Genomic DNA, 15324 nt, shown 5'->3' with positions numbered 1-15324 from the left:
CCGTCCTACAGAAGACCGCGTGGGGGTTTGAAAATTCGTTTGGCCGACAGAATGCCTTCGCGGGCAAGCCTCGCTCCTACAGGAGGACGCGGTCATCTGTAGGAGCCAGGCTTGCCAGCGAAGAGGCCCTGAAGGCTACCCCTCAGCCTTCCCCGCCGCCCCAACAGGCCGCCGCTCCAGCACCTTCACCACATCATCAATCAACGCCTTGCCCATCGCCGTCAGGTAATGCGCAGCCCATGCATGGCGGTCGGTATCGCGGGTATAGGCAGCATCCACGGTCAGGGACTTGACGAGAAACAGCAGATTCGAGGCTTGTGTCAGGGCCTCAGCGACCGGAATGTCGCGACAGACGTGGAACATCGGTTGGTCGGACACATACAGGAAGGGGGTGAAGCCGACGGTTTTCAGTTCTGAAGCGCAGGACGTATCTGTTTTAGCCATGGTCTTGCTCCTGGTACTAGATTGAGGAGCCGTCAGATTCGTTCCAAGCGAATGGGTGACGGCCGTACGCAGGTTGGAAACCGGGAACCTAGCAAAACCGGCACGCCCGAAGGCGTCCCGCGCACAGCCGTCATGACTCGATATCACAAACAATGCGATCGAGCAGATGACGCCTTTGAAACTAGTGTTCGATGGGTTTCCAAGCCCGCTCGCCGATTGCTCAGCGAGCGCCGAGACTAGCCCGTCGAAGAAAAACGCAACAAGGCGGCAAAGTGCCCAAACGCAAGATTCGGAGTTTGCCTACAACGTCCTTCGGCGTCATCCGATATAACGAGTTCTTGTGTGAACAATTCCTACAGCCGCATCGGAAAAAGACCGGGTCAGGCCGGACGATTACTGCTGCGATACATGAACACATACGAGCCGCAGCAGATCAGCGTGCTCTGGCCGGGCAGCCGGCGGCTGTCGGTGAAGGTGCGCAGGGTGATTGATTTCTTTGTGGAGTGCTTCGGTGAAGTGCCGTATTGGGATAGACCCTGACACACACCTTACCCTGTGGGAGCAAGCCCGCTCCCACAGGTCAGGCAGTGCTAGATGCGGAACTGGCCCACCAGGCCGCCCAGGCGCTGGCCCAGGTCGGCCAGGCTGCGGGAGGTTTGGGCACCCTGTTGGGTTTCGTCGGCGACGTTGTCCACGGCGACGGCGATCTGGTGCACGCTGCGGTTGATCTCTTCGGCCACGGCGGTCTGTTCTTCGGCGGCGCTGGCGATCTGGGCGTTCATCGAGTTGATGGTGGCGATCAACTGCGCCATGGTGTCCAGAGACGCGCCGGCTTCGTTGGCCTGGGCCGAGGTGCCGTCGCCGGCTTCGCTGGAGCGGCGCATGGCTTCGACCGCCGACTGGGTGCCGGCCTGCAGGCGATCGATCATGCCCTGGATTTCCTGGGTGCTGATCTGCGTGCGGCTGGCCAGCGCGCGCACTTCATCGGCCACCACCGCAAAACCACGCCCGGCCTCGCCGGCACGGGCCGCTTCGATGGCGGCGTTGAGCGCCAGCAGGTTGGTCTGTTCGGCAATCGAACGAATCACCCCGAGCACGCTGACAATCGAGGACACGTCCTTTTGCAGGCTGTCGAGGGACACGCCGCTGCTGCGAATGTCATCCACCAACGCATGAATCTTCTCGATGCTGCCGGCCACCACGCGCTTGGCAGCCTGGCCTTCTTCGTCGGTCTGCTGCGCCGCGACCGCGGCGTTTTGCGCGCTCTTGGCCACTTCCTGGGCGGCGGCGGACATTTCGTTGATGGCCGTCGCCACCTGATCGGTCTCGTGACGCTGACGCTCCATGGCCTGGTCCGAACGCTGGGCCTGATCGGACACCTGATGCACAAGAGCGGTCAGTTGGCTGGTCATTTCGGTGATCTGGCGGACAAGTCCGTGGATCTTGTCGACAAAACGGTTGAAGGAACCGGCCAGCTCACCCAGTTCGTCGTGGCTGGTGATGCTCAGGCGACGGGTCAGGTCGCCCTCGCCCGCCGCGATGTCGTCGAGGTTGGCTTTCATCAGGTTCAGCGGACGCAGGATGGTGTTGGCCAGCAGCATCCCGGCGGCGGCGATCAGCAACAGCACCACCACCGCGACACCGACGATGCTCAGCACCACGCCCTGCATGCGCTCCTGCACTTTGGCTTCGACCACGGCCACTTGCGCCTCGATGCCGTCAAGGTTGACCGAGGTACCTACCGCCATGTCCCACTTGGCCAGGTATTCGGTGTAACCGAGCTTGGGCACCAGCACCTGGCTGTTGCCCGGCAACGGCGAGCTGTATTGCAGGTAGTGGGTGCCGTCCTTGGCGACCTTCACCAGGTCGCGGTTGACGTAGACACCGTTGGGATCGCGGTTGTCCTTGAAGCTCTGACCCACGCCCTCGGGGCTGTTGGCCTTGAACAGGCGCACGGTGTTCGAGTCGTAGCCGAAGAAGTAGCCTTCCTTGCCGTATGCGATGTTCGACAGCAGCTTGATAGCCTGGGCCCGCGCGGCGTCATCGCCAGGGGCGGCGGCGTCGTACAGGGGTTTGATGGTGGTCATGGCCACGGCGACGTAGCTTTGCAGGGTGGCCTTGGCGTCGGTGAGCAGGCGTTCGCGGGTCTGTTCGACTTCGTGACGGGCCTGGCCTTGCAGGATGAACAATGTGGTCAGGCTGATGACCAGCGCAAAGAGCAGCACCGGGAGTACGGCAAGGGACAGGACTTTGGCCTTCAGGCTCATGCGCATGGCGTTCACTCTTTTGGTTTTATTGGCGTGGGTAAAGGCTTTAACGGCACGCCGAAACAAAAGTTGAACACCCTGAAAAGATCGCAGCCTTCGGCAGCTCCTACAGGGTCGGTGTAGGAGCTGCCGAAGGCTGCGATCTTTTGATCTTTAAATCAAAGCACCATCGCCGCCAGCCACCCGAACGCCAGCAATGGCAAGTTGTAATGCAGGAACGTCGGCACCACGGTGTCCCAGATGTGGTGATGCTGTCCATCGATGTTCAGGCCGGAGGTCGGGCCCAGGGTCGAGTCCGAGGCTGGCGAACCGGCGTCGCCCAGGGCGCCTGCAGTGCCGACGATGCACACGATGGCGATCGGGCTGAAGCCCAGCTGCACACACAGCGGCACGAAAATCACCGCCAGGATCGGCACCGTGGAAAACGACGAGCCGATGCCCATGGTCACCAGCAATCCCACCAGCAGCATCAACAGCGCGCCGACGGCCTTGCTGTGGCCGATCCACGCCGCCGAGGCTTCCACCAGCGTCTGCACCTCACCCGTGGCCTTGATCACCTCACCGAAACCGGAGGCGGCGATCATGATGAAGCCGATCATCGCCATCATCTTCATGCCTTCGGTGAACAGGTCATCGGTGTCGCGCCATTTGACGATGCCCGACAGGGAGAAGATCAGGAAGCCCGCCAGCGCGCCGATGATCATCGAGTCCAGCAGCAGTTGCACGATGAACGCCGCGGCGATGGCCAGCAGCGCCACCATCAGGCTCAACGGGTTGTATTGCACCGCCACCTGTTCGACCTGCTCGATCTTCGCCAGGTCGTACACACGCTTTTTGCGGTAGCTGATAAACGCCACCCCAAGCCCGATCAGCATGCCCAGCGCCGGAATGCCCATGGCGTGGGTCACATTGATGCCAGCGATGTCCACGCCGCTACGGGCCACGTTGGCCAGCAGGATTTCATTGAGGAAGATGTTGCCGAAACCCACCGGCAGGAACATGTAGGGGGTGATCAGGCCGAAGGTGATGACGCAGGCGATCAGCCGGCGGTCCAGTTGCAGTTTGGTCAGCACGTATAAAAGCGGCGGCACCAGCAGCGGAATAAAGGCGATATGTATCGGCAGAATGTTCTGCGAGGCGATGGCCACCACCCACAGCAGGCCGATCAGCAGCCATTTGACCTGACCGCCGCCCGTGGTGTGCTGGCGATCGACCAGCGCCAGCGCCTTGTCGGCCAGGGCGTGGGCCAGGCCGGACTTGGCGATGGCCACGGCGAAGGCGCCGAGCAAGGCATAGGACAACGCCACCGTCGCGCCACCGCCCAGGCCGCTGTTGAAGGCCTTGAGCGTCGCCTCGATGCCCAGCCCCCCGGTCAACCCGCCCACCAGCGCACCGACGATCAACGCGATGACCACGTGCACGCGCGACAGGCTGAGAACCAGCATGATGCCGACCGCGGCAATCACTGCATTCATTTCATTACCTCAAGACAAACGAAAAGACTCCATCCGGCAGTCTGCGATGAGCCGCCGGCGGATTCAGGGATGGGTTTTATTAGAGGGCGCGCACTGTGAAGGAAGCAGCGGCAAGCTGCAAGCCTCAAGCGGCAAGTTGTCGCTGAAGCGGCATATGTAACTGCATGTGATCCCAGCCAGTTCAGGCGAAACGCGATCCCTGTAGCAGCCGGACGCAGGCTTCGCCAGCTGCTACATGGACCTTGTTCCTCAATAAGCTGTATTCCACAGGTGAATCCATTCACCAACAAAAGACCGCGCCGCGCCCGATAGACGGAATAAAGAAAGCCAAAATCCTGCCGCTAACCTGCAAAGTCTCAGATATTTATCGAATAAGGACGTCTCCATGTCGCTCAGACAACTTTCCATCCAATGGAAAATCACCCTGCTGGCCGGGCTTTGCCTGGCGGGGGTCGTGACCTTGCTGGTCGGGCTTTCGCTGTATCGCATGGAGCACAGCTCCCAGCTGGTGAAAGCCTCGAGCATGGAGATGCTGAACGAAGCAGCGCAGGCGCGGATCGAGTCCCAGGGCGAGAACCAGTCGCTGAACATTCGCCAGCAGTTCATGGATGCCTATCAGTACGGCCACGGCTTCTCGCGGCAGGTGCTGTTCCTGCGCGATCAGGCCGAGAAGCGCTTTCTCGATGCCTTCGACTTGCGCGAAGACCTGACGCGCCAGGTCAAATCCGCGTTACAAGCCAACCCGGAACTGCTCGGCCTGTCCCTGGTGTTCGAACCCAACGCACTGGACGGCAAGGACGAGTTGTTCGCTGACCAAGGCGAGATCGGCAGCAATGAAAAGGGCCGTTTCGCCCTGTACTGGTCGCAACCGACCCCGGGCAAGCTGACCTCCATGCCGCTGCCGGAAAAGGACATCGCCGACACCAGCACCGGCCCCAGCGGCGAGGCGGCCAACGCCTGGTTCACCTGCCCGCGCGCAACCCTCAAGCCCTGCGTGATCGAGCCCTACTTCTATGTGATCGACGGCCAGAACGTGCTGATGACCAGCATCGTTTTCCCGCTGATGCTCAATGGCAAGGTCATCGCGTCGCTGTCGGTGGACATTAACCTCAACAGTCTGCAGGCCCTCAGCCAGAGCGCGAGCAAGAAGCTCTACGACGGCCAGACCAGCGTCAGCATCATCAGCCCCGCCGGCCTGCTCGCCGGCTACAGCCCGGACGTCGGCAAGCTCAGCCAGCGCCTGGAAGCAGTGGACCCGCGCAACGGCGGCGAACTGATGCGCATGCTCGCCGGCATCAGCAACACCACCAGCCTGCACAGCGAGGAAAAGCTCAAGGTGCTGGCGCCGTTCCAGCCGATTCCGGGTGGCAAGACCTGGGGCGTGTTGCTCGATGTGCCGGAAAAAGTCCTGGTCGGCCCCGCCGAAGCGCTGAAAAAACAACTGGATGACAGCAATACCGCCGGGACCCTGACCGAACTCGGCCTGGGCGTGCTGGCCGCGTTGATCGGCCTGCTGCTGGTGTGGCTGATGGCGCGCAGCGTCACCAAGCCGATCCTCGGCGTGGCGCACATGCTCGAAGACATCGCCAGCGGCGAAGGCGACCTGACCCGCCGCCTGGCCTACGACAAGCAGGACGAACTGGGCCAGCTGGCCGGCTGGTTCAACCGTTTCCTCGACAAGCTGCAACCGATCATTGCCGAGGTGAAGCGTTCGGTGCAGGACGCCCGCGGCACCGCCGATCAGTCCTCGGCCATCGCCACCCAGACCAGCGCCGGCATGGAGCAGCAATATCGTCAGGTGGATCAGGTCGCCACGGCGTCCCACGAAATGAGCGCCACCGCCCAGGACGTGGCCCGCAGCGCGGCGCAAGCGGCCCAGGCCGCGCGGGATGCCGATCAGGCGACCCGCCAGGGCCTGACCGTGATCGACCGCACCACCGCGAGCATCGATCATCTGGCCGCCGACATGAGCGCGGCGATGGCGCAGGTCGAAGGCCTGGCCGCCAACAGCGAGAAGATCGGTTCGGTGCTGGAAGTGATCCGCGCCATTGCCGAGCAGACCAACCTGCTGGCGCTCAACGCGGCGATCGAAGCCGCCCGTGCCGGTGAGGCCGGACGCGGTTTTGCGGTGGTGGCCGACGAGGTGCGCAACCTGGCCCAGCGCACTCAGCAGTCGGTGGAGGAAACCCGGCTGGTGATCGAGCAGTTGCAGAGCGGCACTCAGGAAGTGGTGGGTTCGATGGGCAACAGCCATCGTCAGGCCCAGGGCAGCGTCGAACAGGTCAGCCAGGCCGTGACCGCGTTGCGCCAGATCGGCGAGGCGGTGACGGTGATCAGCGACATGAACCTGCAGATCGCCAGCGCCGCGGAGGAACAGAGCGCGGTGGCCGAGGAGATCAACAACAACGTGGCGACCATTCGCGACGTGACCGAATCGCTGTCGGGCCAGGCCAATGAATCGGCGCGGGTGAGCCAGTCGCTCAACTGCCTGGCCAACCATCAGCAGAGCCTGATGGATCAGTTCCGGGTCTGATCCCCGCAACACCCGCCCCCTGTAGGAGCGAGCTTGCTCGCTCCTACCGTTAAGGTCTCCCGGCCAGCCGAATGATGGCGAGTGGATATCTGCGCAATCACGATTATGCTTCTAGAGACCTTGCAGCAATGCGAGGCCGTCTGTTCGTGTCCACGTTTCGCGCAGTTCCCATGGCCCGGGTACGGCAACAATTGAGAGGTGCTCCGGCCTACAACAAGAAAAACGGAGAAAACTCATGGCGACAATCAGCGGCACCACCATGGGCAGCGCGCCCAACCACGGGGTCACCCGGGAGGAGCGAAAGGTCATTTTCGCGTCCTCGTTGGGCACTGTGTTCGAATGGTACGACTTCTATCTGTACGGCTCCCTGGCCGCGATCATCGCCAAGCACTTCTTTGCCGGCGTCAATGAAACCACCTCCTTCATCTTCGCCCTGCTCGCCTTTGCCGCCGGTTTCGCGGTGCGCCCATTCGGCGCGATCGTGTTCGGCCGGCTGGGCGACATGATCGGGCGCAAGCACACCTTCCTCATCACCATCGTGATCATGGGCGTGTCGACGGCGATCGTGGGTTTCCTGCCCGGGTACGCGACCATTGGCGTCGCGGCGCCGATCATCCTGATCACCCTGCGGCTACTGCAAGGTTTGGCCCTCGGTGGTGAGTACGGCGGTGCGGCGACCTACGTGGCCGAACATGCGCCGAAGGGCAAACGCGGTTACTTCACCTCGTGGATTCAGACCACCGCGACCCTCGGCCTGTTTCTGTCGCTGCTGGTGATCCTCGCCTGCCGCACCGCGCTGGGCACCGAGGCCTTCGAAGCCTGGGGCTGGCGGATTCCGTTCCTGCTGTCGATCCTGCTGCTGGCGATCTCGGTCTACATTCGTCTGCAGCTGAACGAGTCGCCGGTGTTCATGAAAATGAAGGCCGAAGGCAAGGCCTCCAAGGCGCCGCTGACCGAATCCTTCGCCCGCTGGGACAACCTGAAAATCGTCATCATGGCGCTGCTCGGCGGCACCGCGGGCCAGGCGGTGGTCTGGTACACCGGGCAGTTCTACGCGCTGTTCTTCCTGTTGCAGACCCTGAAGATCGACCCGCAGACCGCCAACCTGCTGATCGCCGGCTCGCTGCTGATCGGCACACCGTTCTTCGTGATCTTCGGCAGCCTGTCCGACCGCATCGGCCGCAAGGGCATCATCATGGCCGGCTGCATCCTGGCGGCGGTCACCTACTTCCCGATCTTCCACGCGCTGACTCAGTACGGTAACCCCGATGTGTTCGTCGCCCAGGAGAAGAACCCGGTCACGGTGATTGCCGATCCCGGCCAGTGCTCGTTCCAGTTCGACCCGGTGGGCAAGGCCAAATTCACCAGTTCCTGCGATCTGGCCAAAACTGTATTGGCCAAGCGGGCCATCCCTTATGAGAACGTGAAGGCCGAGCCCGGGACCGTGGCGCAGGTGCGGATCGGCGACCGGGTGGTCGAGAGTTTCGAGGGCACCGGCATGCCGGCGGCCGACTTCAAGACCCGCAACGATGCCTTCACCGCTTCCCTGGCCACCAACCTGAAAGAAGCCGGTTACCCCGAGAAGGCGGACCCGGCCAAGACCAACTACCCGATGGTGCTGTTGCTGCTGACGATCCTGGTGATCTACGTGACCATGGTCTACGGCCCGATCGCCGCCTGGCTGGTGGAACTGTTCCCGGCGCGCATCCGCTACACCTCGATGTCCCTGCCCTACCACATCGGCAACGGCTGGTTCGGCGGCTTCCTGCCGACCGTGGCCTTCGCCATGGTCGCGGCGACCGGGGATATCTACTACGGGCTGTGGTACCCGATCGTGATTGCGGTGATGACGGCGGTGCTGGGGATCTTCTTCATGCCGGAGACCAAGGATAGGGAGATTCATCACACCTGAGGGCCAGAAGGCTGCCCACTCCCTCAAGGAACACCCAATCCTTGTGGGAGCGGGCTTGTCGAATCGTCGCACCGCCGCGATGGCGGCGGTACATTCAACATCGCGGTGACTGTCAGATCGCAATCGCGGGCAAGCCCGCTCCCACAGGTTATGTGGTTACAAGGTCTTTGCGATCGGCTTCAGATGCGCTTGGGCAGTTCGATCACCACCTTCAACCCACCCCACTCACTCTCGCGCAAACCCAACACCCCACCCCAGCTATCGACAATATCCCGCACGATCCCCAACCCCAGTCCATGCCCATCGGTCTGCTCATCCAAGCGGGTCCCCCGGCTGAGCACCAGATCCCGGCGATCCTCGGGAATCCCCGGCCCGTCGTCCTCGACACTCAGCTCGAACCCCTGCTCGCTCTCCACCACACTCAACCGCACTTCGGCATCCGCCCACTTGCAGGCGTTGTCCAGCAGGTTGCCGAGCAGTTCCAGCAGGTCCTCGCGATCCCAGGGCAACTGCAGGCCCGCCGGGCAGCGGTAGCTCAGGTCCAGGTGGTCGCCGTGGATCATGTTCAGGGTCGCCAGCAGGCCCGGCAGTTCGGCATCGCAGTCGAACAGCGCCCCCGGCAGCGCGTCGCCGGACAAGCGCGCGCGGTTGAGCTCGCGGTTGAGGCGCTGCTGGACCTGCTCAAGCTGGGTCTTGAGGATCTTGCGCAGTTGCGGATGCCCGTCCAGCTGCTCGCTGGAGGCCAGGCTCAACAGCACCGCCAGCGGGGTTTTCAGGGCGTGCCCGAGGTTGCCCAGGGCATTGCGCGAGCGCTTGAGGCTGTCTTCGGTGTGGGCCAGCAAATGGTTGATCTGCGCCACCAGCGGTTCCAGTTCCACCGGCACCTGGTCATCGAGTTGCGAGCGCTGCCCCTGCTGCAACTGGGCGATCTGTTCCCGGGCTTTCTCCAGCGGGCGCAAGGCGCGGCGCACGGTGAGCCTTTGCAGCAGCAGGATCAGCAACAGACCCGCCAGCCCCAGGCCGATGCCGACCTGGCGCATGCGCCGGAAGCTTTCGCTGACGGGGGTGTAGTCCTGGGCGACGCTGATGGAAATCGACTGGCCCAAGCGCCGGTAATCGGAACGCAGTACCAGCAGCTGCTGGCCTTCCGGGCCCAGTTGCAGGTTGCTGTGCAGCCCCGGCCGTTCCAGTCGCGGCAGTTCCTGGTCCCAGAGCGAGCGGGAGCGCCAGTGGCTGTCGGCGAAATCGATGCGGAAGTAATGGCCGGAAAACGGTCGCTGATAGGCCGGCGACAGCAGACGCTCATCCAGTTGCAGACCCTCGGGACCGCGTACCAACGCCACCAGCAGGTTCTCGCTGTCGTTGCGCAATCCGGATTCGAGATAGCGTTGCAGACCCATTTCGAACAGCCACAGGCTGGTCTGCGCCAGGATCAGGCCGACCACCACCATCACGCTGATCAGGCCCAGGCTCAAGCGGCGCTGGATCGACCTCACCGGGCTTGCCCGCCGAACAGGTAACCCTGGCCACGTCGGGTCTCGATCACGCTGCGCCCCAGTTTGCGCCGCAGGTGATTGACGTGGACTTCCAGCACGTTGGAATCGCGCTCGGTCTCGCCGTCGTAAAGGTGTTCGGCGAGGTGGGTCTTGGACAGGATCTGCTCGGGGTGGAGCATGAAATAACGCAACAGGCGGAACTCGGCGGCGGTCAGCTGGATCTCCGCGCCGTCGCGAATCACGCACTGGCGACCTTCATCCAGATGCAGGCCGGCCGCCTGGAGCGTGGGCTGGTTGACCTGGCCATGGGCGCGGCGCAACAGGCCCTGGATGCGCAGGTGCAGTTCTTCGGGGTGAAACGGCTTGGCCAGGTAATCGTCGGCGCCGGCCTTGAGGCCTTCGATGCGCTCGGCCCAGGAGTCGCGAGCGGTGAGGATCAGCACCGGCGTCGTCAGCCCGCCCGCACGCCACTGGGCCAGCACTTCGAGCCCCGGCAGGCCGGGCAGGCCCAGGTCGAGGATGATCAGGTCGTAGGGCTCGCTGCTGCCCTGATACACCGCGTCGCGACCGTCAGCCAGCCAGTCCACGGCGTAGCCTTGGCGATTGAGGCCCGCCAGCAATTCATCGGCCAGGGGCACATGGTCTTCCACCAGGAGCAAACGCATCGGTCAATCTTCCTTGTCTTTGAGCAGCCGGCCGGTGGCGGCCTCGACATCGATCTCGCGGACCACACCTTCGGTGGTCAGCAGTTCGACTTCATAAATGTAGACGTGGTGTTTCTCCTCAAGCTCGACTTCCAGCAGCTTGGCCCCCGGATAACGCTCCAGCGCCTGATGCAGCACCTGCTCCAGCGGCAGGATCACGCCTTGCTGACGCAGGCGCAGGGCCTCGTCCTGATCGAGATCGCGGGCCATCGCCACGGAGCAAACCGCCAGAAGCACAAGCGCCAGCCGAGTGCTGGCGCGTCGATGAGAAACAGAAAGCAGCGTCATTACGAAACCTGATGATCCTTGAGAACCTGGCCGGGGGCGGCGTCTAATGAGGTGTTGCTTGAAAGGCACCTTAACAATGAGAACTTAATTGAAACTGAATTGCCATCATTGCTCGAAACACCACCATCCCCTGTAGGAGCTGGCGAAGGCTGCGATCTTTTGATCTTGCATTTCAAGAGCAGGATCAAAAGATCGCAGCTTTCGACAGCTCCTGCATCGACAGTGCAGACCACAGAATCGTGACAGGCGTTTACAATTGCGCGCTTGCCAGACATTGAGACCGGTATGACCGCCATCCACATCAAATTCCCCTCCCTGACCCTCAAGGCCGGCCCCCGCGCCTTTGCGCGCATTCGGGACAACGGCCTGAACGCCGCCGATGTCGGCACCTTGCCCGGTGCCGCCGGTGGGCCGAAGGCGCTGGGGATTCAGGGGCTGGACCTGGCGTTGTTCGGCGACTGGCTGCCGGCGGCGCCCCGGGAACGCTCGCTGATCGGCGCTTCGGTGGGTTCCTGGCGCTTCGCCAGCGCGTGCCTGCCGGATGCCGCCGAGGGCATTCGCCGACTCGGCCATCTGTACACCGAGCAGAATTTCGACAAGGGCGTGACCATGGCGCAGATCAGCCAGAGCTCGCGGCGCATGCTCGAGGACCTGCTTGATGGCCGCGACGCCGCCCTGCTCGACAATGCCCATTACCGCCTGAACATCATGGTGGTCAAAAGCCACGGCCTGCTCGCCGACGATCATCGCGGCCGCCTGGGGCTGGGCCTGTCCTCGGTGATCGCCGACAACCTGCGCGGTCGTGCGCGGCTGTCGCGGCACTTCGAGCGGCTGATCATCCATGACCCGCGCCTGGCGCCGCCGGTCGATCCGCTCAATGACTTCCCGTCGCGCTTCGTCGCCCTCGATACCGGCAACCTGCGCCAGGCCCTGCTGGCCTCGGGCTCGATCCCCATGGTGATGGAGGGCGTGCGCGATCTGCCGGGCGCCGGCGCCGGCACCTTCCGCGACGGCGGCCTGCTGGACTATCACCTCGACCTGCCCTACAGCGGCGACGACATCGTGCTCTACCCGCATTTCACCGACCGGGTGATCCCCGGCTGGTTCGACAAGACCCTGCCGTGGCGCCGCGCCTGCCCTGCGCGTTTGCAGAATGTGTTGCTGCTGGCGCCGTCGAAGGAATATCTGGCGCGCCTGCCCTATGGCAAGCTGCCGGACCGCAACGACTTCAAGCGCTTCATGGGCGACGCCCCGAGCCGGCAGAAATACTGGCGCGCGGCGATGGATGAAAGCCGCCGGATGGGGGATGAGTTTCTGGATCTGGCCGCCAACGGTCGCTTGGGTGAGCGCTTGCTGACCCTTTAGTCAGGACAAGCTGTTAAACTCGCCGCCAGTCCCCATTGCCCCGGCGTCGCCCCGTCGATCGCCACCTCAACAGAGCTGAAAACACCTGTGGAAATCTTCAAGGAATTTACGTTCGAATCCGCCCACCGCCTGCCCCACGTCCCGGACGGCCACAAGTGCGGACGCCTGCACGGTCACTCGTTCAAGGTGGCGATTCACCTCAGCGGCGAGATCGATGCGCACACCGGCTGGATCCGCGACTTCTCCGAGATCAAGGCGATCTTCAAGCCGCTGTACGAGCGTCTGGACCACAACTACCTGAACGACATTCCCGGCCTTGAAAACCCGACCAGCGAAGTGCTGGCCAAATTCATCTGGGCCGAACTCAAGCCCCTGCTGCCGGAACTGAGCGCAATCCGTATTCACGAGACCTGCACCAGCGGCTGCATCTATCGCGGCGAGTAAGCCGACTTCTGAAATACCCTCCCCTGTGGGAGCGAGCCTGCTCGCGATGGTGTATCAGCGCCATCGGTGTCGCCTGACACTCCATCGCGAGCAGGCTCGCTCCCACAAAAGAACGGGCTATCCTTTTTGGCCTCTACCGCCAAAAGGACATGCGCCATGACTGATTGGCCCCTGCCCCAGACCTACCGCTTCAACGGTCACTCCGTCCGCTACGCCGTGCGCGGCGACGGCCCGCCCCTGGTGTTCGTGCACGGCACGCCCTTTTCCTCCTATGTCTGGCACCGCATCGCACCACATTTCATCACCACCCACCGGGTGTATTACTTCGATCTGCTGGGCTACGGCCAATCGGAAAAGGTCGATGGCGATGTGTCGCTTGGCGTACAGAACGAATTGCTCGCGCAGTTGCTGCAACACTGGGGCCTGGACTGCCCCGACGTGGTGGCCCACGACTTCGGCGGCGCCACCGTGTTGCGCGCGCATCTGCTCAATGCTCGCAATTACCGCACCCTCACCCTGATCGACCCGGTCGCGCTGACGCCCTGGGGTTCGCCGTTCGTGCAGCATGTGCGTCAGCACGAAGCAGCGTTCAGCGGGCTGCCCGACTACATCCAGCGCGCCATCGTGCCAACCTACATTCGCGGCGCGATCCACCGGCAGATTCCCGACGACGAACTCGCCCCCTACGTGCAACCGTGGCTGGGGGATCCGGGGCAAGCGGCGTTCTATCGGCAGATCGCGCAGATGGACGAGCGCTATACCGGCGAGGTCGAAGCGCTGTACCCCACCCTTCGCTGCCCGGTACAAATCCTTTGGGGCGAGGACGATCAATGGATCCCCATCGAACGCGGCCGCACGCTGCACAAGATGATTCCCGGCTCACAGTTCCATGCCGTCCCCAATGCCGGGCATCTGGTCCAGGAAGATGCGCCTGAAGCCGTAGTCGCCGCGTTGCTCCGCTTCCTGCCCTCAGCCAATACCCCCTGAAGAAACCCGATCCCACATTTGAACTGGCGCAGGTCGCCGACACCGAGCTAACTTAGTCAGACCGCCTCCAAGCATGACTAAAAGGACCCGCCCGATGCTCATCATCAACGCCCGGCTGCGCAATCAGGAAGGTCTTTACGAGTTGCACCTGGAAAACGGCCTGATCCGCAACATCGCCCGGCAGACCGAAGCCCCGACCCTGGGCCCGGACGATCTGGATGCCGGTGGCAACCTGGTGGTGCCGCCCTTTGTCGAGCCGCACATTCACCTCGACGCCACCCTCACCGCCGGCGAGCCGCGCTGGAACATGAGCGGCACGCTGTTCGAGGGCATCGAATGCTGGGGCGAGCGCAAGGCGACCATCACCCCGGAAGACACCAAAACCCGGGCGAAAAAAACCATTCATAGCCTCGCCGCCCACGGCATCCAGCATGTGCGCACCCACGTCGACGTCACCGACCCGCAACTGACCGCGCTGAAGGCGATGCTCGAAGTGCGCGAGGAAAGCCGGCATCTGGTGGACATGCAGATCGTCGCGTTTCCCCAGGAAGGCATCGAGTCCTATCGCAATGGCCGCGACCTGATGGAGGAAGCGATCCGCATGGGCGCGGACGTGGTCGGCGGCATTCCGCATTTCGAATACACCCGCGATCAGGGCGTCAGTTCCGTGAAGTTTTTGATGGACCTGGCCGAGCGCACCGGTTGCCTGGTGGATGTGCACTGCGATGAAACCGACGACCCGCACTCGCGCTTTCTCGAAGTGCTGGCCGAAGAGGCGCGCAGCCGCGACATGGGCTCGCGGGTCACCGCCAGCCACACCACGGCCATGGGCTCCTACGACAACGCCTACTGCGCCAAACTGTTCCGCCTGCTCGGGCATTCGGGCATCAGTTTCGTCTCCTGCCCCACCGAAAGCATTCACCTGCAGGGGCGTTTCGACACCTTCCCGAAACGCCGGGGCGTGACCCGGGTCAACGAACTGCTCGAAGCCGGGATGAACGTGTGTTTCGGCCAGGACTCGATCGTCGACCCTTGGTATCCCCTGGGCAACGGCAACATCCTGCGGGTGCTCGAGGCGGGCCTGCATATCTGCCACATGCTGGGCTATCGCAACTTGCAAAGCGCGCTGGATCTGGTCACCGACAACAGCGCCAAGGCGATGGCCCTGGGTGATCGGTATGGCCTGGAAGCGGGACGGCCGGCGAACCTGCTGATCCTCTCGGCGCCCAATGATTACGAGGTGATCCGCAGTCAGGGGTTGCCGTTGTATTCGGTTCGTGGGGGGAAGGTGTTGATGAAGCGGACGATGCCGGTGGTGGAGTTCAGCTCCATGTAGGAGCTGCCGAAGGCTGCGACCTTTTGATTTTGTTTTTTAAGATCAAGATCAAAAGATCGCAGCCTGCGGCAGC

Annotated in this window: 12 protein-coding genes and 3 pseudogenes; 8 read left to right on the top strand and 7 right to left on the bottom strand. The window is 63.0% G+C overall.

What is annotated here, in order from left to right; genetic code table 11:
• Window positions 1-135 precede the first annotated feature (135 nt).
• Complete coding sequence (locus tag HNO86_RS14765) at window positions 136-444, bottom strand: DUF3077 domain-containing protein (RefSeq protein ID WP_175377679.1); 309 nt, start codon at window positions 442-444, stop codon at window positions 136-138.
• A 414-nt stretch (window positions 445-858) separates the two neighbouring features.
• On the opposite strand from HNO86_RS14765, the pseudogene HNO86_RS14760 reads away from it, so the two are divergent.
• A pseudogene (locus HNO86_RS14760) lies at window positions 859-984 on the top strand (LysR family transcriptional regulator); the annotation flags it as partial.
• Window positions 985-1034: 50 nt separating this feature from the next.
• Here the strand turns inward: HNO86_RS14760 and HNO86_RS30595 are convergent.
• From HNO86_RS30595 to HNO86_RS14750, 3 genes and pseudogenes are all read right to left on the bottom strand, one after another.
• Window positions 1035-1790, bottom strand: a complete 756-nt coding sequence (locus tag HNO86_RS30595) for a methyl-accepting chemotaxis protein (protein WP_372242533.1) — start codon at window positions 1788-1790, stop codon at window positions 1035-1037.
• Between the two features lie 102 nt (window positions 1791-1892).
• A pseudogene (locus HNO86_RS30590) lies at window positions 1893-2711 on the bottom strand (cache domain-containing protein); the annotation flags it as partial.
• A gap of 158 nt (window positions 2712-2869) precedes the next feature.
• Window positions 2870-4186 carry a Na+/H+ antiporter family protein gene (locus HNO86_RS14750; protein WP_175377677.1) on the bottom strand — a complete coding sequence of 439 codons (1317 nt, stop codon included), beginning with the start codon at window positions 4184-4186 and terminating at the stop codon, window positions 2870-2872.
• A 385-nt stretch (window positions 4187-4571) separates the two neighbouring features.
• Here HNO86_RS14750 and HNO86_RS30585 point away from each other — a divergent pair.
• The 3 genes and pseudogenes from HNO86_RS30585 to HNO86_RS14740 all read left to right on the top strand — a co-directional run.
• Window positions 4572-5861 (top strand): annotated as a pseudogene (locus HNO86_RS30585) (HAMP domain-containing protein); the annotation flags it as partial.
• 102 nt (window positions 5862-5963) lie between these two features.
• Entirely contained in the window at window positions 5964-6719 is a 756-nt protein-coding gene (locus tag HNO86_RS30580) for a methyl-accepting chemotaxis protein (RefSeq protein WP_372242532.1), read from the top strand.
• Window positions 6720-6954: 235 nt separating this feature from the next.
• A complete protein-coding gene (locus HNO86_RS14740) occupies window positions 6955-8631 on the top strand; it encodes an MFS transporter (RefSeq protein WP_175377675.1) in 1677 nt (558 codons plus the stop codon).
• A 179-nt stretch (window positions 8632-8810) separates the two neighbouring features.
• Here HNO86_RS14740 and HNO86_RS14735 read toward each other — a convergent pair whose 3' ends face one another.
• From HNO86_RS14735 to HNO86_RS14725, 3 genes are read right to left on the bottom strand one after another with little or no spacing between them, the layout of a single operon-like run.
• Window positions 8811-10127 carry an ATP-binding protein gene (locus tag HNO86_RS14735; protein WP_175377674.1) on the bottom strand — a complete coding sequence of 439 codons (1317 nt, stop codon included), beginning with the start codon at window positions 10125-10127 and terminating at the stop codon, window positions 8811-8813.
• Window positions 10124-10792 carry a response regulator transcription factor gene (locus tag HNO86_RS14730; RefSeq protein WP_175377673.1) on the bottom strand — a complete coding sequence of 223 codons (669 nt, stop codon included), beginning with the start codon at window positions 10790-10792 and terminating at the stop codon, window positions 10124-10126. The genes HNO86_RS14735 and HNO86_RS14730 overlap by 4 nt, the downstream gene beginning before the upstream one ends.
• Window positions 10793-10795: 3 nt before the next feature.
• Window positions 10796-11119 carry a PepSY domain-containing protein gene (locus tag HNO86_RS14725; protein WP_175377672.1) on the bottom strand — a complete coding sequence of 108 codons (324 nt, stop codon included), beginning with the start codon at window positions 11117-11119 and terminating at the stop codon, window positions 10796-10798.
• Between the two features lie 285 nt (window positions 11120-11404).
• On the opposite strand from HNO86_RS14725, the gene HNO86_RS14720 reads away from it, so the two are divergent.
• The 4 genes from HNO86_RS14720 to codA all read left to right on the top strand — a co-directional run bounded on the left by HNO86_RS14720 (window position 11405) and on the right by codA (window position 15251).
• The gene (locus HNO86_RS14720) at window positions 11405-12484 is read left to right on the top strand and encodes a patatin-like phospholipase family protein (protein WP_175377671.1); all 1080 of its coding nucleotides are present in this window, start codon (window positions 11405-11407) and stop codon (window positions 12482-12484) included.
• Between the two features lie 87 nt (window positions 12485-12571).
• Entirely contained in the window at window positions 12572-12928 is a 357-nt protein-coding gene (gene queD, locus HNO86_RS14715) for a 6-carboxytetrahydropterin synthase QueD (RefSeq protein ID WP_175377670.1), read from the top strand.
• A gap of 156 nt (window positions 12929-13084) precedes the next feature.
• Entirely contained in the window at window positions 13085-13915 is an 831-nt protein-coding gene (locus HNO86_RS14710; protein ID WP_175377669.1) for an alpha/beta fold hydrolase, read from the top strand.
• Window positions 13916-14009: 94 nt separating this feature from the next.
• Entirely contained in the window at window positions 14010-15251 is a 1242-nt protein-coding gene (gene codA, locus HNO86_RS14705; protein ID WP_175377668.1) for a cytosine deaminase, read from the top strand.
• The last annotated feature ends 73 nt before the right edge of the window (window positions 15252-15324 follow it).

Origin of the sequence: Pseudomonas sp. C1C7 (assembly GCF_013359595.1) — a bacterium.
GTDB lineage: Bacteria > Pseudomonadota > Gammaproteobacteria > Pseudomonadales > Pseudomonadaceae > Aquipseudomonas.
This window is presented reverse-complemented; position numbering and strand designations above follow the sequence as displayed.

Coding starts and splice junctions, on each gene's coding strand:
- HNO86_RS14765 (WP_175377679.1), bottom strand. CDS start 444: ATGGCTAAAACAGATACGTCCTGCGCTTCAGAACTGAAAACCGTCGGC.
- HNO86_RS30595 (WP_372242533.1), bottom strand. CDS start 1,790: ATGGAGCGTCAGCGTCACGAGACCGATCAGGTGGCGACGGCCATCAAC.
- HNO86_RS14750 (WP_175377677.1), bottom strand. CDS start 4,186: ATGAATGCAGTGATTGCCGCGGTCGGCATCATGCTGGTTCTCAGCCTG.
- HNO86_RS30580 (WP_372242532.1), top strand. CDS start 5,964: ATGGAGCAGCAATATCGTCAGGTGGATCAGGTCGCCACGGCGTCCCAC.
- HNO86_RS14740 (WP_175377675.1), top strand. CDS start 6,955: ATGGCGACAATCAGCGGCACCACCATGGGCAGCGCGCCCAACCACGGG.
- HNO86_RS14730 (WP_175377673.1), bottom strand. CDS start 10,792: ATGCGTTTGCTCCTGGTGGAAGACCATGTGCCCCTGGCCGATGAATTG.
- HNO86_RS14725 (WP_175377672.1), bottom strand. CDS start 11,119: ATGACGCTGCTTTCTGTTTCTCATCGACGCGCCAGCACTCGGCTGGCG.
- HNO86_RS14720 (WP_175377671.1), top strand. CDS start 11,405: ATGACCGCCATCCACATCAAATTCCCCTCCCTGACCCTCAAGGCCGGC.
- HNO86_RS14710 (WP_175377669.1), top strand. CDS start 13,085: ATGACTGATTGGCCCCTGCCCCAGACCTACCGCTTCAACGGTCACTCC.
- codA (WP_175377668.1), top strand. CDS start 14,010: ATGCTCATCATCAACGCCCGGCTGCGCAATCAGGAAGGTCTTTACGAG.